This window comes from Myxococcus sp. NMCA1, from assembly GCF_026810205.1.
Classification (GTDB): domain Bacteria; phylum Myxococcota; class Myxococcia; order Myxococcales; family Myxococcaceae; genus Myxococcus; species Myxococcus xanthus_A.
The window spans coordinates 9,162,085-9,184,990 of record NZ_CP113950.1 but is presented as its reverse complement, the minus strand read 5'-3'; the positions used below and the strand labels follow the sequence as shown (position 1 = coordinate 9,184,990).

General features: G+C 69.8%; 23 protein-coding genes. 8 read left to right on the top strand and 15 right to left on the bottom strand.

What is annotated here, in order from left to right; translation table 11 throughout:
- Positions 1 to 190: 190 nt before the first annotated feature.
- Together OZ403_RS38100 and OZ403_RS38095 are read left to right on the top strand one after the other, a co-directional pair.
- Positions 191 to 1,432 carry an AAA family ATPase gene (locus OZ403_RS38100; RefSeq protein ID WP_268783063.1) on the top strand — a complete coding sequence of 414 codons (1,242 nt, stop codon included), beginning with the start codon at positions 191 to 193 and terminating at the stop codon, positions 1,430 to 1,432.
- A gap of 117 nt (positions 1,433 to 1,549) precedes the next feature.
- Entirely contained in the window at positions 1,550 to 2,377 is an 828-nt protein-coding gene (locus OZ403_RS38095) for an alpha/beta fold hydrolase (RefSeq protein ID WP_140796077.1), read from the top strand.
- A 32-nt stretch (positions 2,378 to 2,409) separates the two neighbouring features.
- On the opposite strand, the gene OZ403_RS38090 is transcribed toward OZ403_RS38095, so the two are convergent.
- The 5 genes from OZ403_RS38090 to OZ403_RS38070 form a co-directional block, all read right to left on the bottom strand.
- Positions 2,410 to 3,207, bottom strand: a complete 798-nt coding sequence (locus tag OZ403_RS38090) for a sterol desaturase family protein (RefSeq protein WP_268783062.1) — start codon at positions 3,205 to 3,207, stop codon at positions 2,410 to 2,412.
- Positions 3,207 to 3,398, bottom strand: coding sequence for a hypothetical protein (locus OZ403_RS38085; RefSeq protein ID WP_140796075.1), 192 nt, complete (start codon positions 3,396 to 3,398; stop codon positions 3,207 to 3,209). The genes OZ403_RS38090 and OZ403_RS38085 overlap by 1 nt, the downstream gene beginning before the upstream one ends.
- 155 nt (positions 3,399 to 3,553) lie before the next feature.
- Positions 3,554 to 5,788, bottom strand: coding sequence for a hypothetical protein (locus OZ403_RS38080; RefSeq protein WP_268783061.1), 2,235 nt, complete (start codon positions 5,786 to 5,788; stop codon positions 3,554 to 3,556).
- Complete coding sequence (locus OZ403_RS38075) at positions 5,785 to 6,561, bottom strand: DUF3142 domain-containing protein (RefSeq protein WP_140877991.1); 777 nt, start codon at positions 6,559 to 6,561, stop codon at positions 5,785 to 5,787. Before OZ403_RS38075 ends, OZ403_RS38080 begins: the two co-directional genes overlap by 4 nt.
- A gap of 70 nt (positions 6,562 to 6,631) precedes the next feature.
- On the bottom strand, positions 6,632 to 7,429 hold the full coding sequence (locus OZ403_RS38070) for an ABC transporter ATP-binding protein (protein ID WP_140796072.1): 798 nt from the start codon (positions 7,427 to 7,429) through the stop codon (positions 6,632 to 6,634).
- A gap of 241 nt (positions 7,430 to 7,670) precedes the next feature.
- Between OZ403_RS38070 and OZ403_RS38065 the strand changes: the two genes are divergently transcribed.
- A complete protein-coding gene (locus tag OZ403_RS38065; RefSeq protein WP_268783060.1) occupies positions 7,671 to 8,684 on the top strand; it encodes an ABC transporter ATP-binding protein in 1,014 nt (337 codons plus the stop codon).
- A gap of 6 nt (positions 8,685 to 8,690) precedes the next feature.
- Here OZ403_RS38065 and OZ403_RS38060 read toward each other — a convergent pair whose 3' ends face one another.
- On the bottom strand, positions 8,691 to 8,888 hold the full coding sequence (locus OZ403_RS38060) for a hypothetical protein (protein WP_140796070.1): 198 nt from the start codon (positions 8,886 to 8,888) through the stop codon (positions 8,691 to 8,693).
- A 273-nt stretch (positions 8,889 to 9,161) separates the two neighbouring features.
- On the opposite strand from OZ403_RS38060, the gene OZ403_RS38055 reads away from it, so the two are divergent.
- The 4 genes from OZ403_RS38055 (at position 9,162) to OZ403_RS38040 (ending at position 12,861) form a co-directional block, all read left to right on the top strand.
- A complete protein-coding gene (locus tag OZ403_RS38055) occupies positions 9,162 to 9,467 on the top strand; it encodes a DUF2171 domain-containing protein (RefSeq protein WP_140796069.1) in 306 nt (101 codons plus the stop codon).
- A 295-nt stretch (positions 9,468 to 9,762) separates the two neighbouring features.
- Positions 9,763 to 10,836 carry a Kelch repeat-containing protein gene (locus tag OZ403_RS38050; RefSeq protein WP_237077840.1) on the top strand — a complete coding sequence of 358 codons (1,074 nt, stop codon included), beginning with the start codon at positions 9,763 to 9,765 and terminating at the stop codon, positions 10,834 to 10,836.
- 122 nt (positions 10,837 to 10,958) lie between these two features.
- Positions 10,959 to 11,333, top strand: coding sequence for a hypothetical protein (locus OZ403_RS38045; RefSeq protein ID WP_140796067.1), 375 nt, complete (start codon positions 10,959 to 10,961; stop codon positions 11,331 to 11,333).
- 121 nt (positions 11,334 to 11,454) lie between these two features.
- Complete coding sequence (locus OZ403_RS38040; protein ID WP_140796066.1) at positions 11,455 to 12,861, top strand: M24 family metallopeptidase; 1,407 nt, start codon at positions 11,455 to 11,457, stop codon at positions 12,859 to 12,861.
- Between the two features lie 54 nt (positions 12,862 to 12,915).
- Here OZ403_RS38040 and OZ403_RS38035 read toward each other — a convergent pair whose 3' ends face one another.
- The 7 genes from OZ403_RS38035 to OZ403_RS38005 all read right to left on the bottom strand — a co-directional run bounded on the left by OZ403_RS38035 (position 12,916) and on the right by OZ403_RS38005 (position 19,418).
- Complete coding sequence (locus OZ403_RS38035; protein ID WP_268783059.1) at positions 12,916 to 13,656, bottom strand: hypothetical protein; 741 nt, start codon at positions 13,654 to 13,656, stop codon at positions 12,916 to 12,918.
- Positions 13,614 to 14,726 (bottom strand): Ig-like domain-containing protein, encoded by a 1,113-nt coding sequence (locus OZ403_RS38030; protein WP_268783058.1) that lies wholly within the window; start codon positions 14,724 to 14,726, stop codon positions 13,614 to 13,616. Before OZ403_RS38030 ends, OZ403_RS38035 begins: the two co-directional genes overlap by 43 nt.
- A gap of 63 nt (positions 14,727 to 14,789) precedes the next feature.
- Positions 14,790 to 16,322: a caspase family protein gene (locus OZ403_RS38025; protein WP_268783057.1), complete on the bottom strand. Its 1,533-nt coding sequence runs from the start codon at positions 16,320 to 16,322 to the stop codon at positions 14,790 to 14,792.
- Positions 16,319 to 17,083 (bottom strand): hypothetical protein, encoded by a 765-nt coding sequence (locus tag OZ403_RS38020; protein ID WP_268783056.1) that lies wholly within the window; start codon positions 17,081 to 17,083, stop codon positions 16,319 to 16,321. The genes OZ403_RS38025 and OZ403_RS38020 overlap by 4 nt, the downstream gene beginning before the upstream one ends.
- Positions 17,080 to 17,610, bottom strand: a complete 531-nt coding sequence (locus OZ403_RS38015; protein ID WP_140796063.1) for an RNA polymerase sigma factor — start codon at positions 17,608 to 17,610, stop codon at positions 17,080 to 17,082. Before OZ403_RS38015 ends, OZ403_RS38020 begins: the two co-directional genes overlap by 4 nt.
- Before the next feature lie 60 nt (positions 17,611 to 17,670).
- Positions 17,671 to 18,834 carry a cytochrome-c peroxidase gene (locus tag OZ403_RS38010; RefSeq protein WP_268783055.1) on the bottom strand — a complete coding sequence of 388 codons (1,164 nt, stop codon included), beginning with the start codon at positions 18,832 to 18,834 and terminating at the stop codon, positions 17,671 to 17,673.
- 173 nt (positions 18,835 to 19,007) lie between these two features.
- Positions 19,008 to 19,418: a hypothetical protein gene (locus OZ403_RS38005; RefSeq protein ID WP_268783054.1), complete on the bottom strand. Its 411-nt coding sequence runs from the start codon at positions 19,416 to 19,418 to the stop codon at positions 19,008 to 19,010.
- Positions 19,419 to 19,842: 424 nt separating this feature from the next.
- Here OZ403_RS38005 and OZ403_RS38000 point away from each other — a divergent pair, with 424 nt between their 5' ends.
- Positions 19,843 to 20,301: a DUF2267 domain-containing protein gene (locus OZ403_RS38000; protein WP_140796060.1), complete on the top strand. Its 459-nt coding sequence runs from the start codon at positions 19,843 to 19,845 to the stop codon at positions 20,299 to 20,301.
- A gap of 61 nt (positions 20,302 to 20,362) precedes the next feature.
- Here OZ403_RS38000 and OZ403_RS37995 read toward each other — a convergent pair whose 3' ends face one another.
- Together OZ403_RS37995 and OZ403_RS37990 are read right to left on the bottom strand one after the other, a co-directional pair.
- Positions 20,363 to 21,040 carry a hypothetical protein gene (locus OZ403_RS37995; protein ID WP_237080061.1) on the bottom strand — a complete coding sequence of 226 codons (678 nt, stop codon included), beginning with the start codon at positions 21,038 to 21,040 and terminating at the stop codon, positions 20,363 to 20,365.
- 110 nt (positions 21,041 to 21,150) lie between these two features.
- Positions 21,151 to 22,884, bottom strand: a complete 1,734-nt coding sequence (locus OZ403_RS37990) for a S8 family serine peptidase (protein WP_268783053.1) — start codon at positions 22,882 to 22,884, stop codon at positions 21,151 to 21,153.
- Positions 22,885 to 22,906 lie beyond the last annotated feature (22 nt).

Genomic DNA, 22,906 nt, shown 5'->3' with positions numbered 1-22,906 from the left:
ACCTTGTTGGAATTTGTGGCTTTTTCGGTGTGGACATTCCGGGGTCGGAGCGGACTCAGTCACTCGGCCTTTTCCAGAAAGGTGTTCGCGTGGGTGGACGAGCGCCGGCACATCTGGGGCTCCCAGGAGGACGTGCCGCCGTGCGGCGCGAGTTGACGCTGAAGCGCCCCGGGCGCCAGTCTCCAGGCTGATGCTCAAGCTCCAGTGGCTCCAGGTTCACCAGTTCCGCACGGTGAAGTCCGGGACGCGGTTGCTCTTCAGCCCGTCCCTCAACGTGCTGCTCGGGGAGAACGGCACCGGGAAGTCCATGCTGCTGGACCTCGCCGCCGCCGTCGTCAGCTCGGACTTCACGCCGCTGCGACATGAGGCGTTCGACCTCGAATATGCACTGGCCGCGGATACCGGCCGCATCACCGTGCGCGTGCGCAACGTGCCCTCGGGCGCGGAAGGCACGAGCGGCCTTTCCATGGACATCACCGTGGCCCCGCGCGACATGGCCTGGCCGCTGGTCATCCACCGCGAGGGCCAGCAGCTCCGCGTCTCCCGTGAGGACGACACCACCGATGTCGTGCATGAGCGCATCGCTCCCGAAGTCGGGGGCCGGCTCTGGCTCGTCCTGATGACGGGCGGCATCGCCTGGGTGGAGAAGACGGGCGAGGGCACCGCCGCCGTCGAGCCGATGCTGGCCATGGCGCGGGAAGTCTCCGCGCAGGCCGATCTCCGCCGCTTCGACGAGGGGCTCGCCCACTTCGACCAGCTCTGGCGCGCCGAGCTGCGGCTCTCCCGTCGCGCGGAGGGCGTGCTCGCCACGGGCACGGGCGTGGCCTCGGAGGACCTGCTCGACGGCCTGCGCAAGGTCGCCGCCGCGCAGTGGGGCGCCGCCCGCTATGTGCTGTCCTCGGAGAACGTCCCCTTCCTCCGTGACGCCGCCCGGCTCCTCGGCTTCGCGTCCGCGGAGGCGCTCCTGTCCCCGCTGGAGACCCAACCCCAGGGCAAATACGAAACGCTGTCCCTGGGCAACCTGGACCTCTGCTTCGTCACCGCCGCCGGCCAGCGCATCTCCGCCCGTCAGCTCGGCTACGGTCAGAAGCGCCTGGTGGCCTTCCTCCACTATCTGGCCCACGCCCGCGCCGTCGTCATCGCGGACGAGGTCGCGCACGCCTTCCACCCCCGGCAGGTCCGCGCCATCCTCGAGCAGCTCGAACCCCGGCAGGCCCTGCTCACCAGCCAAAGCCCAGAGCTGCTCGACAGCCTCACCTTCGACTCGCCCGAGCAGGTGCGCTCCACCTTCGTGCGCTGCCGCCGCGAGGAGGACACCGGCCGCCTCATCTGGGAGAACCTGTCCCCCGACGCCGCCGGGGACTTCTTCACCGCCTGGCGCGCCGAGCCCCGCCGCGTGGGCGAGCTGCTTCAAGCCAAAGGCCTCTGGTAATCATCAGCGTCGGCCCCGAGGGCCGCGGGACGTCATCCGGCCAACGGCTCCGCGAAGGGGCGTACCCGTTCGTGCGAGTCGCTCGCCTATCCTCGCCAGCCGGGGAGGGTGCCGCGCATGCCGATGCTGACCGTCAACAGAACGGAGCTGTACTACGAGGACTCGGGTGGCACGGGCGTGCCCGTCGTCTTCAGCCACGGCCTGCTGTGGAGTTGCCGCCTCTTCGATCCGCAGGTGGAAGCGCTGAGCGGACGTTACCGCTGCATCGCCTATGACCACCGGGGCCAGGGCCAGAGCGCCGTGCCTCCGGCGCGCGTCATCGACATGGAGACGGTGTACCTGGACGCGGTGGCACTCATCGAGCGGCTGGGCGTGGGGCCCTGTCACTTCGTGGGCCTGTCCATGGGCGGCTTCGTCGGCATGCGCATCGCCGCGCGGCGGCCGGACCTGCTGCGCTCGCTGGTGCTGATGGAGACGTCCGCCGACCCGGAGCCCCTTCACAACGTGCCGCGCTACACGCTGCTCAACCTCACCGCGCGCCTGGCGGGCCTGCGCCCGGTGGCGGACCCGGTGATGCGCATCATGTTCGGCCGCAGCTTCATGACGGACCCCAATCGGGCCGAGGAGCGCAGCCGCTGGCGCACGCGCCTCATGGAGAACCGCCGCGACATCTGGCGCGCCGTCAACGGCGTCATCGAACGGCGCGGCGTGGCCCACGAAATCCCACACATCCGCGTGCCCACGCTCGTCGTCGTCGGCGCCGAGGACACGGCCACTGTCCCCGCCAAGGCGCAGCGCTTGCACCGGCTCATCCCCGGCTCACGCCTGGTGACACTGCCGCGCGGAGGGCACTCCTCCACCGTGGAGGAGCCCGCGCTCGTCAATGCCACCTTGGGGACGTTCCTGGACGCGCAATCAGAGACGCGGACCTCCAGGGCGGGGTGACGGATTGCCGTCAGCGGGAACGAAATTCCTGCTCAGCGTTGCGTATTCCTGCTGTCAGTCGCCCGCGCCACGGGCGAGAAGAGCTGGGCCCAGAAGCGCCGGGGAAACGGCTCCACGAGCCCGAGCGGATACTGCTCGGGCCCAGTGGGCCGGTGGTAGGTGCCGAAGAGCCAGTCCGTCCACGGCGCGAGGTTGCCGAAGTTGTGCCGCGTGTGCCGTTCGCGCGCGTGGTGCCAGTGGTGCAGCTCCGGTGCGCCGAAGAGGAAGCCCAACGGCCCCAGCGGCAGCCGGACGTTGGAGTGGATGAAGATGGCCCACATCCCGCGGAAGGCGATGAGCATCGCCAGCGTCTCGAGCGGAAAGCCCATCATCAACGCGGGAAGGTTCACCACCAACTGCGTGAGCAGTCCGTCCACGGGGTGCTCGCGGTGCGCGGCGAGCCAGTCGAGGTGCTCGGCGGAGTGGTGGACGGCGTGGAAGCGCCAGAGGAAGCCCACCTGGTGGGACAGGCGGTGGAAGCCGTAGACGAGCAGGTCGCAGAGCACCACCGCTTCCATCGCCTGGAGCCACCAGGGCTGGCGTGCCACGGCGGCCTGGAACCCGGTCAGGACGTCCACATGGCAGAGCGCCTTCACGCGGCTCAGCACGAGCAGCGCCAGTGGCGCGAGCACCAGGTACTGCGCGACGAAGTAGGCGAGGTCGGTGCGGAAGGCAGGACGCAGCAGCGGCTGGCCGGGGCGCGCGGCCCAGGCCTTCTCCAAGGGCCAGAAGACACACGCGAGCACCCCGAAGGAAATCGCGGCCCCCCCGCCTAGGACCTCCAGGCTCATCACGGCGTGGCCGGGGGCGCCGCGTCACCGTCATCGAGAGCCGGCGGGCCGCCCTCCGGCATGCCGAACAGCGGGCGGATCTTGGTCCCACCGAAGAAGGTTCCAGCCGCCGTCGCCACCACGAAACCCAGCAGGAGGACCGCGAGGACCACCGTCACCGTACGAAGAACCTTGCTGCCTTGTGTTTGCATGGACACGCGTACTCCCGTTGTCCGGGAGGCTACACCACGCGTGCCATTCGAACGCAAACGCACAACAGCTCAGTGACTGAGAAGATGGTCCAGACAGTCCCCCCACATCCCGAACGCATCCGCCAGGCCACCCAGAGCGTGCTGTAGGCGGGCCGTCAGTACACGTAGGGCGTGCGCTTCGCCCAGCTCGTCTTGCCGTAGTGCTTGTGGAGATACCGGAAGGCATCCCGTGCCTCGCGCGTGGCCTGTCCGCAGCCGCGCTTGCTGGCGCGGACCGCGCGGAACAGGGCGATGGGCGAGCGCGGGTCATCCGGGTGGGCCCGGGCCCAGGCCATGGCGACGCGGGCGAAGTAGGGCACCGAGTTGCCCGCGTCCTGGAGGGCCTTCCACTCCCGCGCCGCGTCCGGTGCGTCGGGCGTGTCCTCGAAGTGCACGGCGGGCACGCTCGCGTCCGGCTTCGGGCCGCACCACCAATTGCGCTGGTAGGACATGTCCATGGTGAGGCTGAGGTTCGGATGCGTGTTCGCCAGCCGGTCCTCGCCCGAGTGGAGCCGCGCGGAGACGGCGGGCAGTCCCATGAGGAGCAGCTGGGCCTCGAATTGACGCTCCTCGGGCGTGGGCTTGTTGGCGAGCGCCAGCAGCTCCGCCTTGGCCTTGGGCTCCGTCTCCGCCAGGCGCTTCGCCACGGCCTGAATCGTCGCGCCGTCACCCGCGACGGTGGCGCGCGCGAAGGCGGTCCACATGAGCTGGCGCCGGAGGGGCGGAGGCAGGGTGTCCCCCGCAGCCAGCTCACCCATGCGCTTCGCTGTCAGCCGGGGCTCCAGCATGGCCACTGCGCGCGGGCTGAAGAGCCGGGGCCGTTCGGCCAGCGGCGTGGTGTAGGGCTCGGAGTAGCTGCTGCTCATTTCATAGTCGGCGATGATGTTGACGGCTTCCCGCATGGCCTCGTCCAGGTCTCTGGCCACCGCGAGCCGCTCCTCGCGCAGCAGGTTGTCCGTGGAGGGAAGGTCCCGGGTCAGCTCGGCGGGCACCGTCGCGAGCCGCGCCCGCGCCGCCTCCACCTCGCCTCGGCCATGCAAGAGCCGCGCGGCATGGTACGCCACCGTCAGGCCGGCGGGAGACGTGGGCGCGACCTTCGCGGATGCGGCGAGCAGCTCCGGCACGCCCGGAGCGTCCGGCGTCGCCTTGCGCAGCGCGGCGACGAGCCACGGCATGTGCGCCGTCTTCTTCCAGCGGGCCAGGGCTCCGTCGTATTGCGCGCGGCGCTCCGCATCGGGCGCCGTGCTGTAGGGCGTGTCCTTCATGGCGTGGAGCCACGCCTGGAGCGCCTCGGCGGGCGCGGGGAGGCCCTCGCAGGTGCTCGCTTCCCGCGACATCAGGTCGAGGTCGCCCAGCTCCGCGGCGAGGGCGGTTCCCGTCCCGGGTTCGAGCACGTGCGACAGCAGCTCGCAGTGCCAGGTCTTGGGTCGCAGCCGGTAGCGCACCAGGCTCCGCAAGCCGCGCGCGGGCGCATGGACGCTCCGCAGCTCCTGGGAGGCGAGCACGCCATCGAGCACCCGGTCCGCCTCGCTCAGCCGCGAGAGGAAGACGGCGTCTTCCCGCGACTCGAAGTGATACTCACCCTTCTTTTCCATCAGCGCCTGCCGGACGTGGGTGCGCGCCACGAGGTAGGCGGCGAGCGCCCGGTAGGGCGATTCCTTCGACGCAGCGAGCTTCTGGAACGAGGACAGGGCGCCGGGATAGTCGTCGCAGTAGAAGCGCGAGGCCGCCTCCTGGTAGGCGCGCTCGTCCCGCCGGCGGGCCTGGTGCTGCGCGCTCACGCCTTCATCCAGCCGCGGGTCGGGCTCCGGCAGGATGGCGCACGGGCCGAAGACGGTGTCCTGGTTGCGCACCCACTCCTCCACCAGCGCGGGGTGCTTCTTCCACGCCTGGGCCAGGTCGGTGGCGGTGTTCGCGGCGCGCTGAAACGCGTCACCCTGGATGCGGGGGACCTGTGCGTATTTCACCTGCCGGGAATGCTCGGGCGAGGCTTCCGGGAGCTGAGGCGCCACCTGCTTCCGTACCGCCAGCCAGCGCTGGAATCCAGGTGTCAGGGAGAGGTGTTCCGGCAACGCCTGGTGCATGAGCTCCCAGCGCGTCACCAGGGGCTGTTGCTCCTCGGGCGTGGTGGGAATGCCCATCATCGTCCGGTAGGCGAACGCGAGGTAGGCGGTGCGCATCGAGCCGTGCACCACGCCCAGCCGCCCGGCCGCGAAGGTGGAGAGAGGCCAGTCGGGATGGCTGCTGGTGACGAACACGGGCCCGGCGGAATCGTAGGCACACGCCCGCGCTTCGGTGGGGGTGAGCAGGAACGCAAGGCCGCTGGTGACGGTGATGAGTAGCTTCTTCATGGATGGAGCTCCGCCACCGCGCGCGCGAACGCCTCGGGCGTCCAGGGCCGGGGGTTGAAGACGTAGAGGGTGGAGACGCCAGGGGGCACGGGCTGCCACTCATCGAGCGCGAGCCCCACGCTGCCCCGGCATGGGGCGGGCAGTCCGCGCGCGAAGCGGGCCCGCCACGTGGGGGCTTCCGGGCCCATACGGAAGAGCTGGGGCACCACCTCGTCCACGGGCGCGTGCGTCAGCCAGCTTCCGGGCGTGCACCATGAGGCGAGGCCGGTGATGGACAGCGCCATCGATGGGGGCAGCTTCTGACGGAGCGCCTGGAGCAGCGCGACGTAGGCGTCGTATTCGGACGCGCGGGCATCGAAGTCAATCTGGAGCGCCGTCAGCTCCGGAAGGCGCGCCAGCGTGGCGAGCCGGTCCGCCAGCGCGTGCAGTCTTTCGGGCGGGTACTTCGCGAGCGACGCGCCCGGCTGGGCTTCCATCCGCACCGTGGCCCTCAAGGGTGTCCCGGGCGGAACGTGGAGCGGCTGCCTGCGCGGGTGTTCGCGCACCTCCGTCTCCGTGAGCGCGAGCGTGGCCAGCAGGAAGGCCACGCTGACCGGGCGCTCCGTCGTCGCGAGGAAGCGGAGGTCCTCCGGCCGCTCCCAGGCCCAGAGCACCACGCGTGGAGGCGCTGGCGGCGGCGTGGGCGTGCTGCACGACATGAGCACGGCGAGGGTGGCCAGCCGGCCGCGCCGTGTTCGTGCTGCCGCGTGGGGCGAAGGAGATGGGAGACTCATCGTGGTCGTCGGGCCGCACTCGCGCGGCGGACCGGATTGTGTGCAACGCGCGTTCCGAACGTGTGTCGTCTCAGGCCTGGGCCGCGCGACGGCTCTGCGCGCGACGCTGGAGCCAGTTGCGGAGGAAGGCTTTCACCGCGGGGTGCTGCGATTCGCGAAATGCGTCTGGCGGGCCGTACTCCACGATGCGGCCTTCGTGCATCAGGGCCAGGTGGTCCGCCATGCCGAAGGCGGAGGCCACGTCCGGCGTAATCACCAGCGAGGTGGCGCCGAGCTGCTGCTTGCCGCTGGTGATGATTTCATTCACCGCCGCGGTGGTGAGCGGATCCAGTCCGGCGGTGGGGTCGTCGTAGAGGAGAATCTTCGGCTGGAGGATGGTGGCGCGCGCGAAGCCCACGCGCTTCTGCATGCCGCCGGACAGCTCGCCGGGGAAGCGCTGCGTCGCATGCGACAGGCCCACGCGCTCCAGCGTCTTGTTCACCGTCTCGGCGATTTCCGCCTCGGGCATGCGGGTGCGCTCGCGCAGGGGGAAGGCCACGTTGTCGAACACGGTGAGCGAGTCGAAGAGGGCGTTCGCCTGGAAGAGGATGCCCTGCTTGCGGCGCATCTGGTCCAGCGCGGCCTCGTTCATCCGCGCGATGTCCTCGCCATCCACCTGGACGGTGCCCCGGTCCGGCCGCAAGAGGCCCATGATGTGCTTCATCAGCACTGTCTTGCCCGACCCGGACACGCCCATCAGCACACAGGTGGTGCCCTCTGGCACTTCCAGATTCACCCCACGCAGCGCGTGCTGGTCTCCGAAGGACTTGTGGAGGTCCCGCACTTCGATGGCCAGCTTGCGGGAGGACGGTGGGCTCGAGGGACTCATGGCCGCGCGAACATAGTGCGCGTCCGCCGCCTTCCGCCTCCAAGAAGCGGCTGCCTGGCGTGGGGAAGGGGCGCCCGGCCGCCCGGCTTCCATCCCGGTGTGGAATGGCGGTCAGAGGCGGGGCGGCCTCTCGCCACGGGGCTTGCCCTGGGAGCGGATGGCGCGATGCTTCGAGGCCCCGTGGGTGAGACGGAATGACACATGGGGCGTCCAGAGGCCGGGCGCCCGGGAGGCAAGGCGTTTGGCGACGGTGTCCCTGGAGGACGTGCGCAAGGTGTACCGGGGCGGCGTGGTCGCGGTGAAGGGCGTGAGCCTGGACATCGCGGACGGCGAGTTCATCTCGCTGGTGGGCCCGTCGGGCTGCGGCAAGTCCACGACGCTGAACCTTATCGCCGGGCTGGAGGAGATGTCGGGCGGCACGCTGCGCATCGACGGCGCGGTGGTGAATGACATGTCACCGCGGGAGCGGGACATCGCCATGGTGTTCCAGAGCTACGCGCTCTACCCGCACCTGGACGTGGCGCGGAACCTCGCCTTCCCGCTGAAGGTGGCGGGGATGGCGAAGGAGGACATCGACGCGCGCGTGCGCGAGGTGGCTTCGCTGCTGGGGCTGGAGGGCCTGCTGTCGCGCAGGCCGAAGGAGCTGTCGGGAGGCCAGCGGCAGCGCGTGGCATTGGGGCGCGCCCTGGTCCGCCGCCCCAAGGTGTTCCTCTTCGACGAGCCGCTGTCCAACCTGGACGCGGCGTTGCGCACGCAGATGCGGGGGGAAATCAAGAAGCTGCACGAGCAGCTCAAGGCCACCTTCGTCTACGTCACCCATGACCAGGCGGAGGCGATGACGCTGTCGGACCGCGTGGTGGTGATGAACCAGGGCGAGGTGCTGCAGGTGGCCCCGCCGCGCGAGCTGTACGACGCACCGGCGAACCTGTTCGTGGCGGGCTTCTTCGGCGCGCCGCGCATCAACCTGGTGAGGCCCCGGACGCTGGGGCTGCCGGACGCGGACGTGGTGTTGGGGCTGCGCCCCGAGCACCTGGAGGTGGGGCAGGGCACGCCGCCACTGGACGCGCTGGAGGGCCGCGTGTACCTGGTGGAACTCATGGGCGCGGAGAGTTGGGTGACGGTGGACGTGGCCGGGGAGCGCATGGTGGCGCGCGCCGCCGGGGACTTCCGTGTGCCCACGGGCGCTCCGGTGTGGCTGCGGTATGACGCGGCGAAGCCGCGGCGCTTCGATGCGAAGTCGGGCCGGGCCCTGTAGCGGGCCTCAGGCGTAGACCTGTTCTCCCTCCAGGCTCATGTCGAGCCGGCGGTTGAGTTGGTCCAGCCGCTCATATCGCTCGCGCAGCAGGTCGCGATGGGCGCGCGGGTCCGCATGGGCCATCTCTTCCAAGAGCGCGAGCAGCGCTGTGTCCAGCGCCTGCTTCATCTCGCGCGCCTCCACGGCGGACAGTTCCAGCAACATGGTGCACCTCCTGCCTGGAACGTTAGGCACGCACATGTCCATGTGGCCTCGACGCCTGCCCGGAGTACGCCAGGGCTGGCGGCCTGGCGCCTCGCGTTCTCCTGGCAGGACATGAGGCCCGGCGGCCCCCGCGTTCGCGCGGTGGTGGAGCGGCGGGCCGTCGTCGCGAGCGCTCCACCGCGTGCACCGTTGCAGGTGCGTCCCGTCATGCCCGCTCGCACTGTTGTCTGGGAGTCCCGGACGGGCCGGGCACCCGAGCGCGAGGAGGCCGGAATGATTCGGACAGACGACGTACACGAAGGCATGACCGTGCGGACGGCGACAGGCCATGTCATCGGGCGCGTGGCGGGCATCGGGGACACGCACTTCGAACTGGAGCAGGGGCTGGTGCCCATTCCCCGGCGCGACTACCTGGTGGAGTTCTCCGACGTGGACTTCATCCGCGGCCACGACGTCTACCTGGTCAACGCGGACCATCCGCTCCTCACGCTGGAGGTGGATGACGACGGCGGCGCGCTCCCACCTCGCCATTCCAACGGACTGGAGCGCGAGCCCGTGAATGTCGACGTGGAGTCTTGAGCCGCGAGAAAACGAGTGACGCAAGGCGTTGCACGCTCGCTCCGGCCCGCTCTAGACAGGTCGCCGGACAGGCGCTGGGGGCCGGGTAAGCGTCGGGAATCACTCAGGTTGGACCGCCCTGGAATGTCAGACGGTCAGTCTAGACATGACTGCTTCGACGGGCATTCCAGGTGGGGTCATGCAACGGTTTTCGGCATCATGTGTCACGGTCATTCTCTTCGCTGTCTCGTTCGCTTGCAGCGCGGGTCCACGCGCGGAGGACGGGGGGAACGGGGCGGCGGAGCAGGGCCTGTTCTTGTCCACACCCCGCAAGCTCCTGCCCTTCGTGGTGATGGAGAGCGGGCGTGTGTTGGCCTCGGGCGGGCATGACGGGAGCCGAACGCTGGGCAGCTGCGAGGTGTTCGAGCCGGAGACGGGCCGCTGGCGTGAGACGGGGGCCATGCACACACGCCGACGCAACCACGCCGCGGTGCGGCTGACGGACGGCCGAGTGCTGGTGATGGGCGGCTCCAACGGCTTGGCGATGGGCGCGCTTGCGGACGCGGAGGTGTATGCGCCGGACACCGGGACGTGGACGGAGGTGCGCCCCATGGGCGTGGCGCGCAATGACCCGGCCGCGGTGCTGCTGGCGGATGGGCGCGTGTTGGTGGCGGGTGGGACGGATGTGGACCAGCGGCCGCTGCGTTCGGCGGAGTTGTTCGATCCTGCGAAGGGGATGTGGAGCGCCGCGTCGCCTCCGGGCTTCTCACGGGGTGGGGCCCAGACGGCGGTGGTGCTGGCCAACGGCAAGGCCCTGTTCGTGAGTGGCCTGCAGGCGGAGCTGTATGACCCGGTGACGGGACTCTGGGAGAAGGCGGGACTCACCGGTGGGGCGGCGGGCACGCACCGGTTGGCGCACTCGGTGACGTTGCTTCCGGATGGGCGCGTGTTGGTGGTGGGTGGAACCACGGCCCGCGCGGCGGCCACGGCGGAGGTGTATTCGCCGGAGACGGGTGTGTGGACGCTGGTGGGCGCGCCCAAGGTGCCTCGTGAGCATCATGCGACGGTGGTGCTGCCGGATGGCGCGGTGCTGATGATGGGCGGCGAGCACTACACGACGGGGGCGCTCGCGTCGGTGGAGCGCTTCGATTTGAAGACGGAGACGTGGTCTTCCGCGCCCGCGTTGGACGAGCCGCGCGAGAAGCTGGGCGCCCTGGCGCTGGGAGATGGCGCGGTGCTGGTGATGGGCGGTGGCAACGAGGCGGCGGGCATGCTGTCCGAGAGCGAGCGCTATGTCCCTGATGCTTGTGGCGTGGTGCCGTGTGCTGCGCGAGAGATGGGAGGCGCCGAGGCCGTGATGGAACTCTCCGTGGCCGGGCAGGTCGAGTGACGCGCGTCTCGCGGGCCTCGCTGTGTGTGGGCGAGCGCGGCGAGGCTCGATGTCGCTGGGGGGCGGACGGGCAGGCAGGCGTTGAGGGTGACTCCAGCGCTAGCGCCGGGTGAGATGGGGGCATGAACCCGTGGAAGGCGTCGCTGGTGGTGTGCGTGTGGCTCGTGGCGTGTGGTGGCTCGGAGGCGCCGCAGCGCTCCTACGCTGGCTGGTCGGAGCGCGTGGCGGCATCCGCGTGCGCGTATGAGGAACAGTGCGGAACCCTGACGGTGTCACGCGAGCAGTGTGAGGCTGACCGCATCGCGGCCTACGCGGCGGTGGAGCCGGACCTGTCGCGAACCGAAAGTGGTGCGAAGGCGGGCTGCGTGCAGTGCATGCGCGTGCGCATCGATGAACTCGACGCGGTCACCGCGAGCGGTTGCCTGCAATCCATCGACGAAGCCCGTCTGCTCGCTGTGTGCGGCGTGGATGGCGCGGCCTGTGCGGGCGTGCCCTGACTCCGGCGATTTCACGGCTGCTCCCTGCGTTCCGGAGTCGCGGGCCTCTCGGGGCGTGAGCCGCTGACGGCGTGCGGACTCCGCGCGCGCCGCGTGCCGGTGCGTGACAGACTGCGCGGCCATGCGCACTCGGACCCTGTTGCTTGCCCCGTTGCTGCTCTCCACTTCCTGCGCCACCGTCTCTCCGAAGGCACAGGCACCGGACGCCACCACCGCCGAGGCGAAGTCCCCGGCACCCGAGCGTCCCTTTGGCACCCTGCGTGAGCAGGCGAAGCGCCAGCAGGCATGGCTGGCCGAGCGCGTGGAGAAGGCCCTGCCCCAGCTCATGCGCCAGCACGGCGTGGACATGTGGGTCATCCCCATGCGCGAGTACAACGAGGACCCTGTCTTCAAGGCGCTCGTCTCGCCAACGACGTTCGCCGCGCGCCGCCGGACCATCTACGTCTTCTTCGACCGAGGTCCGGAGCAGGGCGTGGAGCGGCTCGCGCTGGGAGGTGGCTCGCAGGGAGGGCTCTACACGCCGCGCCGCGCGCAGCGGCAGGTGGACGGCGGCGGTGTGAATCGGGAGGCGGAGCTGTGGGGCCCCGAGCAGTGGCAGGTGCTCAAGCAGGTGGTGGAGGAGCGCCAGCCGAAGCGTATTGCCCTCAACGTGTCGCGCACCTTCGCCTTCGCGGACGGCCTCACCCATGGCGAATACGAGGGCATGGCGGAGGCGCTCGGCCCGGACTGGGTGAAGCGCTTCACCTCCGTGGATGGGCTGGCGGTGGACTTCATCGCCTGGCGCAGCGCGGACGAGGCCCGCTTCTACGAGGCGCAGACGAAGCTGGCGTGGAACATCATCGAGACCGCCTTCTCCAACCAGGTCATCACCCCGGGCGTCACCACCACCCGTGACGTGGAGTGGTGGATGCGCCAGCGCCTGGCGGACCTGGGCCTGGAGACGTGGTTCCAGCCCTCGGTGGACATCCAGCGGCAGGGCGTCACGGAGCAGGAACTGGGCGACGACCCCATCATCCAGCGTGGCGACGTGCTGCACTGTGACTACGGCGTCACCGCGCTGGGCCTCAATACGGACACCCAGCACATGGGCTATGTGCTGCGCGAGGGCGAGAAGGACGTCCCCGCAGGGCTGAAGGCCGCGCTGAAGACGTCCAACCGGCTGCAGGACATCGTCTTCGAGGAGCTGCGTCCCGGCCGCACGGGCAACGACATCCTCCGCGCCTCCCTCGAGCGGATGCGCGCCGAGGGCATCGACGGCACCGTGTACTCGCATCCCATTGGCCTGCACGGCCACGGCGCCGGCCCCATGGTGGGCCTGTGGGACCGCCAGGAGGGCGTGCCCGGCAATGGAGACCACAAGGTGATTGCGAACCAGTGGTACTCCATCGAGCTGCAGGCCACGTCCGCGGTGCCGGAGTGGAACGGCCAGCGGGTACGCTCGGCGCAGGAAGAGGACATCACCATCGACGCCGAGGGCCGCGTTCACTGGGGCTGGAAGCGCCAGACGGACTTCCATCTGGTGCGCTGAGCACGGGGCGCGTGAGGCATGGCGAGCGGCACCAGGGTGGCGCCGCTCGCCGTCTTACTGTGGGCGAACCACGGCGCCGCCCGACAAGGCCCAGGGGAATGCGTTCCCATCAAGCAGGAACCCTGACAACGTCTCTCCTGAAATGATTTGCTTGGGCTCCCAGCCGGTGGCGCGGCGCTTGCGGTAGTAGCTCTTGGTGTCAGAAGCCGGCGTGTGCTCGCTCCAGGCCAACCAGGGCTCGTTGTCGCGATCGACGACCAGCCTGAGCGAGTCATGGGTGCTGACGCTGCTCAAGACCTCGACTTGGTCGATAGGGGCCCACTCGGCTCGCCAGGAGTCCAGGGCCGCGGACGTGAGCCGGAGGGTGCTGACGTTTGCATTGGTGTGACGCTCGCTCCAGGCGATGACGACGCGGTCGTAGTCTTGAAGCGCGAGCTCGACTCGCTCCACGAGTGTGCCTTCCGTGATGGGGAGGGGCTCGCCCACGGGAGACCAGCTTCCGTCCTCAAAGACGCGGACGTGGAGGTTGAGGGTGTCGCCGCTGACGGATCGCTCTACCCAGCTCACGACCACCTTCGAGTCAGCGACGATGGCTGCGTGCTGCGAAGAGCTGAATCGCTCCGGGTTCTCGCCGAGCGCGTCCCCCAAGGCCAACCACTCCGTGCCTGTCCAACGGATGACGCGCAACTCGGTCTCGAGAAAGTCGATGAGCCGCTCCACTGCGAGGACGGGCCTTCCAAACTCGCCCAACGTCATCTTGACCTGGGTGGAGTCGGATTCAACGGCGTGGGGCATCCCCACGCGTTCCCAGTCCGTCCCGACGTAGCGCACCACATGGATATGGTCGAACCCGGTTTCTTCATCCCGCTCGAGCCAGGTCGCGACGTGGATTCGCCGTGCGCGGCAACCTGAAGATTCTGGGCGGGCCGAGTCCGTTCAGTCGCCGCTCGGAGCGGAGGGAGTTGCTGCCATGTATGGCCATCCCACCGCGCGACGGATGGCTCGTCCGATTCCGGTGAGTAAAGATTGGCAAATCCGACGACGGGCATCGTCCTGGGAAAGACACCTCCGAGTGCGAGGGACACGGGATAGTAGGTGTTGAGCGGGCCCTCATGCTCGGTGACGCGGCTGAACGGCCAGTAGGTGGCGCTGTGGGTGCGGGTGTAGACTGTCAGGTTGGGTTCGAGCAGGTTTCCAGCCCGGTCGGTCAGTGTCCGCTGGAGCAGCTCCGCATGGAGCGTGACGGGCGGGCGGAGCGGCGACGACGGCACCAACTCAAGGACCGTTCCGTCCTCACGGAGGACCGCTTGATGGGCGACGGAGAATCCGTCCTGGTCGCGCAGTTGGGTGGGCGAGGCTTGAATCGAGCCTGGGAGCAGCGGCTCCGAGAAGACGAACGCCAGTGGAGCGCTCACCGACGGGTGGCTGAGGAGCGGGCGACGGGAGACGATGGTGGGCGCCGTGCGGTCCACCGCCACCACGGAAGCCTCTTCCGCCTCGAAGTTCTGTTCCTCGCCCACGGCTCTCGCCAGGAACGAGAAGCGGCCCTCGGCGTGCGTGGCGCAGTCGATGACGTGCCGGTACGGCGCCTCCAGTGTCATGGGCGCCTGCTCGTTCGTGAGGAGCTCCACGCGCTCTGGCGTGCCGCCTTCCACGGTGACGGAGAGCGTCCACTGTCCTTCCCGGCAGAATTCGGGCCCTTCGGTCCGCACCGTGACGCGCAGCTCGGGAGGCGGTTCCTCTTCGTCAATGGGCGGAGGCTGGCCAGGTTTGGGCTCTGACTTCAGGGTGTCACAAGCGGCGGTTCCCAGGGCCAGGTAGAGCAACGGGATCGCCCAGCGGACGCGAGTGCTGCGGGGGGGCATGAGAAACCTCTCGGAGGATTTCGCGAGTCATGCCTTGGACACGCGAAGCCTCTGAGTTGGGACTCAGCGCATGAAGCCGATTCCGAGACTGCCCCCAAGCGACAGCGCGGACGCGGTGCCCGCCTCCTCACGCACCCAGGTGTGTCCCGCGTTCACGAGCAGCGACATCCCGAAGGCTCCGTACACAGGGAGCCACGCACCTCCCACTGCGCCCACGGTGGGCTGCAGGGCGAGCGCCTTCTCCCCATTGCTGGGCTGCCACTGCTGGGACAGGGTGGCGCCGACCTCCACCGCGCCGTGAAGCCGCAGGTTCCGCCAGACGCGTGCGTCATGTCCCACGCCCAGCCGCAGCGTGTGGTCGTTCTGCCGGAGGTTGCCGGAAGGGTGCCGCCCATGCCGCACGTCCACCCCAGCGGTCAGCAGGTTCGCCCAGGGCGCGGTCCGTTGGTAGTGGAGCGCGGCGGTGCCACCCACCATGGCGCCGAAGGATGGGACGAGCGGCTTGCCGATGCTGGGCCCCACATGCACCCGCCACGCCGGAGACGCCTCGCCCTTGAGCGCGTTCACCTCCAACTGCTGAGGGCGGAGCTGGGCCCGTGTGAGCTGGGCGCGCCCGGCGTCGGGCACCTGCACGCGCGCCGTCATCGCGGAGTGTTCGCCGCGGGTGGTGACGATGTAGCCACCCGCCGGGAGTGCGAGCGTGGCCGCGCCCGCGCCCTTGCGCAGGTTGCCCAGGAAGGGCTCTCCCGCCAGCGTGAACACGGTCCAGTCTCCGGGCTCGTCGATGGCGAGCGTCAACAGCGACGTGGCCAGGGCGGGGGAGGAGAGGACCAGGTCTCCCTTTCCCTGGAGGTCGAAGTGGAAGCTGGGGTGCTGCGCGCCCGCGCGGGACATCAGCGAGGACTCCACCGTCCGCGCGTAGGAGTAGGTATAGGCCTCCGCGAGCGTGACGCGACCATCCCCGGAGACGTCCGCTGCTCCTCGCAGCGCCGCGACCAGGTGGTGCGTGAAGACGGAGCCTCCGAGCGCGTCCGACTCCTGCGCGGCTTCATCCGCGGCGGAGGCGGTGATGATGACCCGTCCCGCCAGCTCCGGCCGCTCCACGCTGACCAGGACGCCGGGGATGGGCTTCAGCCCCTTGAGTCGCACCGCCTCACCGGACTGACACGAGTCCACCACGAGGAGCGCGACGCTCACGGGCGCGCGCTCGATGAAGCGCACCAGCTCGTGCAGGGGCAGGTTCGTGCCGGACAGGTGCAGCTCGCCCGCGTCCGCGTGGCTGGAGACGTAGACGAAGAGCTGGTCGCCCTTCCGTGCCTGTGTTTGGAGGTGGCGCTCGAAGCGGGCCACCGCCTGGCGCACCGTGTCCGCGTCATGGCCCAGGACGAGCACTGCGTCGTCCCGCCGCACGCCGCCCACCTCGTACAACACGTCCATCACCGTGCGCGCGTCGCGCTCCGCGTAACGCAGCACCGCGTCCGCGCTGGAGCCCCGGTTGTTGCCCACCGCCAGGGCGAACCGGCGCGGATTTCCATCCGCGTCCGCCGCCGTGGGTTGCGCCGCCACCACCGCCGCCAGGAGCAGTGCGAGCGTCATGGACGGGCCTCTACCTGGAGCGACACGGCCGCATGCGCCACGCCCGGCGGGGTGCTGGCGAGCGACAGACAGGCCGCGGACATCGGCGCGGCGCGGCACTCCGGACGCAGCGTGCTCAACCAGTCCCGAACCGTGTCGAGCCGCAGCGGTGTCTCCGAATACAGCGCGTGCACCACGAAATCCCCCTGGGTGACCTGGAACAACGGGGCGGGCTGAGCGGTGGCCAACTCGCCGCTCTGCAGGCCCGCTTGTGGCCAGAGTGCCTCCACCTGTTTCCCGCCGTCCATGACGACGACCAGCGCATAGCGCTGGCCTCCGCTCCTGAGTCGGAGCGCCACCTCGTCGCCCTCCTGGAGCAGGGGATTCACCGCGCCGTCCTTCAGCCGGAGCAGCTCTACGTGGGGAGGTCCCTTCACCCGCATGCCCAGGAGGGGAGGCGGCGTCTCGGGGCCGGCGGGAGTGGTCTCGGGGACCTCCGTCATCGAGCCTCGGACGACCACCACCGTCGCCAGCGTGGCCAGGATGGGGACGAGCATCCACCGGGCGAACCACGGCGTGGCGCGCTCCTGAGGGAGGGCCGCCGCCTCGGACAGGACGTGGGCCCGGACGCGGGAGAAGTGCGCCCGGGTCCGAACCTCCTCCGCGTGCGTCCGCAGTTGCTCCAGCCGCGCACGGCAGGTGGCGCAGTGCGTCAGGTGTGGCGGCTGTGCGCCGCCCGCGACCACCTCGTCCAAGACGAGGTCCGACAGGTGTTCACTCATCCAGCACCTCTTCGAATCCCCTCGGGCTCGCCCAACGCGCGGGCCAGGGCGCCAATGCGCTGGACGTCGCGGACGATGGTCTTCCGCGAGAGCCCCAGGGCCTGGGCAATCTCCTCCTGGGACATCCCGTCCAGGTAGTGCAGCGTCGCCACCGTGAGGGCCCGCTCGTCCAGCTCGCGCGCCAGCTTCATCAGGAAGTCGCGGCACTCGGTGGCGGCGAGCGCGTCCACAGCGCCTTCGCTTCCGGCATCCTCCGGGGCGACATCCCGCAGGGCCCGGGTGCGGAGCATGTTGAGGCAGACGTTGGTCGTCACCCGGTAGATGAACGTCATCGGCCGGGCCTCCCGCCGGAATGCGGCGGCGGATTGGAGGACGCGGATGCAGGACTCCTGCACCGCGTCCCAGGCGTCCGCCTCCCGCTGAAGCAAGGCGAAGGCCCTCCGGTACATGCCAGGGGCATACCGGTCGTACAGGTCCTGGAGCTCCCTGGCGCTCAACCCTGGCGGCATCTTCGCCACCTTGGACACGGGGGCCGGGACAACTGGGACATTTCCCGTGTGAAAAGGTGCCGGGGCCCCGCGTCACCGTCAGTGGTGCGATGTGCCCGTCATGGACTGGAGCAGCGTCACCAGCGCGCGCTTCTCCTCGTTCGTCAGCTCCAGCGGCACGATGGTCACCGTCTTCTGACCCACGAAGCTGCCGGCCGCATCGCCGCCCTCGTTGTAGAAGTCGATGACCTCCTCCAGCGTGGCCTGGGCGCCGGTGTGCATGTACGGCGCCGTCAGGGCCACGTTGCGCAGCGACGGCGTGCGGAACGCGCCCTCCAGCGTCACCCGGTCCGCCTGGGTGCGCAGCGTCTGGAGCCGCGCCGCGATGGTGCCGGTGGGCGCGTCGCTGTAGCGGCTGGCGGCGTTGAACTCCCAGTCCAGCAGCGGCGTCAGCACGCTCCACTGCCCTCCCGCGCCCGGGCTGCTGTCCTGCACGCCGATGTTGTGGAACAGGTCGTCGGTGAGCGCCGGCCCCTTGTGGCAGACGATGCACTGGCCCTTGCGCAGGAACGTCTTCAGCCCCAGGTACGCCGGGTCCGCATCCGCCTGGCCGGCCTCCGCCGCCGTGATGAAGCGCCGCACGTCCGCGTCGAAGGGCGCGTCGATGCGCACCAGCGTCCGCTGGTAGGCCGCCATCACCTTGCCCACGTTGGCCAGCAGCGCGGAGTCCGTCTCGTCCGCGGGCGCCTTGCCGAAGAGGGCCTGGTACTCCGTGGTGTACGACTCCACCGCGGTGAGCCGGGCGCGCACCACCTGCGCGTCCGTGTTCATCTCCACCGGGTTGAGCAGCGGCAGGATGGCCTGGCTCCAGAGCCGGTCCGCCCGTCCGTCCCACATGAACCAGCGGTTGTAGGCCACGTTCAGCAGGGTGGGGGGGTTGCGCTCGGACAGGTGCCCGTCGCAGCCCTTCGCCTTGGCGGTGGGCACCGTCAGACCCTCGCCGCCATGGCAGCTCGCGCAGGACACCGTGCCGCAGCGTGACAGGCCGCTGTCGTGGAACAGCACGTCGCCCAGCGCCTCGGCGCGAGCGAGCCCGTCCATCCGGTTGGTGCTGTCCTTCGGCGGCTGCCGCCCCAGGCTGTGCAGGCTGCGGAGCTGGTCCAACTCGTCGAGGTTGGGGAACGGCTCTTCGGATTCACACGCCATGCCCGACCCGCCCAGGGCCAGGGCGAGCGTCACGGCGCGCAAGCGGTACGGATTCATCACCCAACTCGTCTTTCTGCGAAGGACCCGGGAAGCTTCGCGTCCCCTTCGACGCGAATCAATCCACAAGGGCCCCTTGCCCGCCGGACGAGTTCGTGCTGATGGCGTGACGCCGCCAAGCCTGCCCCATGGGGAGGGCTGGACGGGCGGCGTCACAGGCGTGCTTCAGGACCTCAGGCGCCGCAGCTCAGGGCGAAGTCGCGCGTGGCGGTGCCGTAATCGTTCACCTTCACCGTGGAAGGCTCCGGGGTGATGGTCGGCGTGGCGCCCGTCTCGCACTTCAGGCCGCCGCCCGCCGCGAGCCCGACCTGGAGGTTGGTGTTGCTGGGGACGCCCGACACCGTGAAGGAGCAGCGGTTGCCGCGGCTCGGCTTCACCATCGCCCGGCCCAGCCCGTTGGTGGGCGCGTCCGGCGAGGCCACGATGACCTGGAGCTGCCCGCAAGCGTCATCGGCACGCAGCCCGCTCTCCGGCAGGCGGATGACGCCGGCGATGGTGGCGTTGCCCTCACGGCCACCGCCACCGCCCGTGGTGGCGCAACCGGACGAGGCAAGGACCAGGGCGGCTACGGCAATGCGATACATGAAATCCTCAATTCTTGATGGTTGAGATGGCGGCAAGGTCGCCGTGCAAGCGGTCTACGATGCGCGACCAAGACAATTGCGATGGGAATTCATTCCAGCCACCCCTCGCATTCTTCGCGGGGCCGGGATTTGAACAGTTCCCCAGGAGTTCCGGGCAGTTTTGAACGCCATGTGTTTCCGGCGAAGCACGCCGCGTGGCGCTCCATCAGATGGAATCATCGGTCGAATCAAACACAAACGCTTGACGCGTTTGGCTGCCACCTCGGTCCCAATGACGGACACGTAAATCCCGAATCCGGGCATGTCTGGTCTTGGCGCGCGGAGGTTCTTCCCACGTGACGGGCGGCCCTGCCTCCGCCGCGCGGTCTGCTGTCAGCGCTCCCGCGCACCCCCACGGTGAAGGGCAGGGAGAGGAGACGACATCATGTCGATACAAAAGCAGGAGCGCACGCCTTCGTGGACGGGACTGGGCGTGGGGACGGACCGCAAATCGTTTCTGGACGCAATATCCTCCCAGATTCCGGATTACGAGGCGGACAAGGCCGCCGAGGCGGTGTTCTGTGCGTTGTCGGAGCGCCTGTCCGGTTCGTGGGTGGAGCACCTGCGCGAGCAGCTCTCGCCGGACGTGCGCGAGCTGTTGCGCGGTTGTCACAGGCACCGCGGCGAGGCGCCCGCGAAGCTGGACCGCGACGACTTCTACTTGATGGTGGCCAACCACCTGAACGCCGAACCGGAGAACGTGCGGCTGGTGCTCCACGGCGTGTTCTCCGCGCTTCATGCCCAAATCACCGAAGGGGAGGCGAAGAAGTTGGAGCAGCAGCTCCCCGCCTGGCTCCAGGGGACGTGGGCCGCCGCGCGAATGCATGTCGACCGGCCCTACTGAGGCCGTTCGAGGGGGGCGGGGCACCCGGGGGAGAAGGCCCCGGACGCTTCCGCCGCCGCCGTCAGTAGGTTCCGCCCAGCGAAAGCATCGCCGAGTAGCGGCCGTCCAGCGCGCCGGGAGCCCGGCCGCCCGGGGCGAAGTCCTGGTCGAACAGGAAGTTGTAGTTCACCCGGGCGTCGGCGGTGATGAGGTTGCCCATCTGGTAGCGCAGGCCCGCGCCGGCGGGCACGTAGCCGCTGGTGTCATCGGAGAAGCCGCGGACGGCGCCCCGGGCGTCGTTGCGGACGTTGTAGCGGTCCAGGCCGATGCCCGTCAGGACGTAGGGCTGGAGCCGGGTGTCGGTGAAGCTGCCCACGACGACGGCCTGTCCGGCGTTGCGGACGATGTCCGGTCCGCCCTCGCCGTCGTCGAGCAGCCCCATGCGGCTGTCGATGTCGCTCAGGCCGCCGCTGTAGCCCAGCTCGACGGCGAAGAATGCGTGCGGCCGGTAGCCCAGCGCGGCGCCATAGGAGAAGCCCGGCGTGACCTCCGGGGCGAGCTGACCGGTGTAGCCCTCCAGGCCGCCGCCCAGCTGGGCATAGATGCCGGTGTCGGCCCGCTTCCGCCCGCTGTCGCTGAACTCCACCGTCTCCGCGGACCGCATGCGCGGCTCCGCGATGGGGCGGTCCTCCGCCTGGGCCAGCGCGGCGCCGCCCCAGAGCGCCGCCGCGCACAACGCGCCACGTACGAGTGCCTTCATGACGGACTCCTTTGTTCGCGTCCGAAAGGCAACGTGGTCCGCGCGGGAGGGCCTGGCAATCAGGCCCACGCGGGCCGTGGGGCACCTGGTGCGGCTGTCCTTCCCACCCCTCAGGGCAGCTGGGTGAGGACCTCCAGCGCGCCGCGGGCCTGCACCAGCCCATGGCCAAAGTCTTCGTCATGGCCGGAAGGCCCCAGGTCCTTCGCCGAGGACAACAGGGCGTGTTTGACCTGGTCCGGCGTGGCGGAGGGACGGGCGCTGAAGAGCAGCGCGGCCACGCCGCTCACGTAGGGCGTGGCCATGGAGGTGCCGGACATATAGGCGTAGTCCGCCGGGCTCATGCTGATGCGGGCCAGCTCTCCCAGCATCCGGTGCAGCACGGTGCCCCCCGCCTGGGTGATGGTGACGGCGGGCACCCACTGCCCTCGCCGAGGCATGGCGAGGATGTCCACGCCGCCCTCCCAGCTCGAGTTGCCGAAGATGACGGCGCGCGCGCCCTGCTTCATCACGTTGACCATGGCCATGTCGGTGGGCACCTCGCCGTGCCGCACGTACGCGACGAAGCCGTTGCACGTGCTGCCCTGGCACGAGTCCAGCGTCGCGCCGCCCCCGCAGTCCACCAGCTTGCCCCACTTGTTCTCGATGGGGGCATACAGCAGTGAGCGCGACAGCGGCTGGGTGTCCCGCACGTCCACCGTGGAGAACGCGCCCTGTCCGCGCGGGAAGGTGGACAGCACGTCCACGCCCGGGGCCACCAGCGCCAGCTGGCTTCCGCCGGAGGAGAAGGTGGCCCGCTGGTCCAGGGCGTCCACCGCGCCCACCGCCAGCACGTGCGGGTCCGACGCGGGGTAGTCCACCCGCTGGGCGTTGCTGTTGCCCGACGCGGCCACCACCAGGATGCCCTGCGCGTGGGCCGCCTCGAAGACCTCGAACGTCGTCTTGGAGGGCACGCCGCCGCCCAGCGACAGGGAGATGACCTTGGCGCCCTGTTCCGCGCAGTACTCCACCGCCGCCAGGACGAAGCTCATGTGCGTGAGGCCGTGGATGTCCAGCACCCGGGCGATGACCAGCTCCACGCCCGGTGCCACACCCATCACCCCGGTGTCCGGCAGCTGGGGTGAGCCGCGCCCGCCGTGGCCTGGCCGCGCCGCGATGATGCCCGCCACGTGCGTGCCGTGGCCGGTGCCCCAGCCGTGGCCGCTGCTGAAGTCGGAGGGGTCGTCATCGTTCTCCAGCAGGTCGCGGCCGGCGACGACCGCGTCGCGCAGCTCCGGGTGCTCCAAATCCAGGCCGCTGTCGATGACACACAGCCGCACGCCCGCACCAGTGGGCCGGTCCGGGTCCGGCAGTCCGTCCCCATCCACGTCCCACACCTCGTGCGCCTGGACCTTGCGCAGCCCGGGGGTGAACTCGCGTGGCGTGGCGCCCCGCGCTACCGAGGCCAGGACGGGATGAATCGGTACGGTGGCGGGGGCCAGGGCGCGCCACTCCTGGTCCAGCTCGATGCTCTCCACTGTCGGGTCTTCGGCCAGGAGCGCTCGCTGTTCCTGGAGCGACATGCGCGCCGCCACCGCGGGCGTGGAGCGGAAGGTGGTTGTCACCTGTCCACCCACCTGATGCACGCGGGCGGTGGCCATCACCCCCTGATTCCGATAACGGATGATGACCCGCTGCCGGCCGTCGTCATCCGTCAGGGGGGCCTGGACGTGCCGTGTCTCCACGGGTTCGGACAGGGAGCCCGCGATGATGTTCGGGCAGACCTGGCTCTGGGCTCCCTTGTCTGAGGAGTCGTCCGGCCCACATGCCGCGAGTGCCAACAGTCCCATGAGTCCCCACCGCTTCATGAGCCGCTCCTTCTCGAACGGC

Excerpts from the sequence above, each read along its gene's own strand:
- OZ403_RS38045 (WP_140796067.1), top strand. The coding sequence starts at position 10,959 with ATGAACCCGTGGAAGGCGTCGCTGGTGGTGTGCGTGTGGCTCGTGGCG.
- OZ403_RS38060 (WP_140796070.1), bottom strand. The coding sequence starts at position 8,888 with ATGTTGCTGGAACTGTCCGCCGTGGAGGCGCGCGAGATGAAGCAGGCG.
- OZ403_RS38030 (WP_268783058.1), bottom strand. The coding sequence starts at position 14,726 with ATGCCCCCCCGCAGCACTCGCGTCCGCTGGGCGATCCCGTTGCTCTAC.
- OZ403_RS38085 (WP_140796075.1), bottom strand. The coding sequence starts at position 3,398 with ATGCAAACACAAGGCAGCAAGGTTCTTCGTACGGTGACGGTGGTCCTC.
- OZ403_RS38035 (WP_268783059.1), bottom strand. The coding sequence starts at position 13,656 with ATGCCCCACGCCGTTGAATCCGACTCCACCCAGGTCAAGATGACGTTG.
- OZ403_RS38005 (WP_268783054.1), bottom strand. The coding sequence starts at position 19,418 with ATGTATCGCATTGCCGTAGCCGCCCTGGTCCTTGCCTCGTCCGGTTGC.
- OZ403_RS38070 (WP_140796072.1), bottom strand. The coding sequence starts at position 7,429 with ATGAGTCCCTCGAGCCCACCGTCCTCCCGCAAGCTGGCCATCGAAGTG.
- OZ403_RS38025 (WP_268783057.1), bottom strand. The coding sequence starts at position 16,322 with ATGACGCTCGCACTGCTCCTGGCGGCGGTGGTGGCGGCGCAACCCACG.
- OZ403_RS38080 (WP_268783061.1), bottom strand. The coding sequence starts at position 5,788 with ATGAAGAAGCTACTCATCACCGTCACCAGCGGCCTTGCGTTCCTGCTC.
- OZ403_RS38010 (WP_268783055.1), bottom strand. The coding sequence starts at position 18,834 with ATGAATCCGTACCGCTTGCGCGCCGTGACGCTCGCCCTGGCCCTGGGC.
- OZ403_RS38000 (WP_140796060.1), top strand. The coding sequence starts at position 19,843 with ATGTCGATACAAAAGCAGGAGCGCACGCCTTCGTGGACGGGACTGGGC.
- OZ403_RS38090 (WP_268783062.1), bottom strand. The coding sequence starts at position 3,207 with ATGAGCCTGGAGGTCCTAGGCGGGGGGGCCGCGATTTCCTTCGGGGTG.
- OZ403_RS38040 (WP_140796066.1), top strand. The coding sequence starts at position 11,455 with ATGCGCACTCGGACCCTGTTGCTTGCCCCGTTGCTGCTCTCCACTTCC.
- OZ403_RS38100 (WP_268783063.1), top strand. The coding sequence starts at position 191 with ATGCTCAAGCTCCAGTGGCTCCAGGTTCACCAGTTCCGCACGGTGAAG.
- OZ403_RS37990 (WP_268783053.1), bottom strand. The coding sequence starts at position 22,884 with ATGAAGCGGTGGGGACTCATGGGACTGTTGGCACTCGCGGCATGTGGG.
- OZ403_RS38055 (WP_140796069.1), top strand. The coding sequence starts at position 9,162 with ATGATTCGGACAGACGACGTACACGAAGGCATGACCGTGCGGACGGCG.
- OZ403_RS37995 (WP_237080061.1), bottom strand. The coding sequence starts at position 21,040 with ATGAAGGCACTCGTACGTGGCGCGTTGTGCGCGGCGGCGCTCTGGGGC.
- OZ403_RS38095 (WP_140796077.1), top strand. The coding sequence starts at position 1,550 with ATGCCGATGCTGACCGTCAACAGAACGGAGCTGTACTACGAGGACTCG.
- OZ403_RS38020 (WP_268783056.1), bottom strand. The coding sequence starts at position 17,083 with ATGAGTGAACACCTGTCGGACCTCGTCTTGGACGAGGTGGTCGCGGGC.
- OZ403_RS38075 (WP_140877991.1), bottom strand. The coding sequence starts at position 6,561 with ATGAGTCTCCCATCTCCTTCGCCCCACGCGGCAGCACGAACACGGCGC.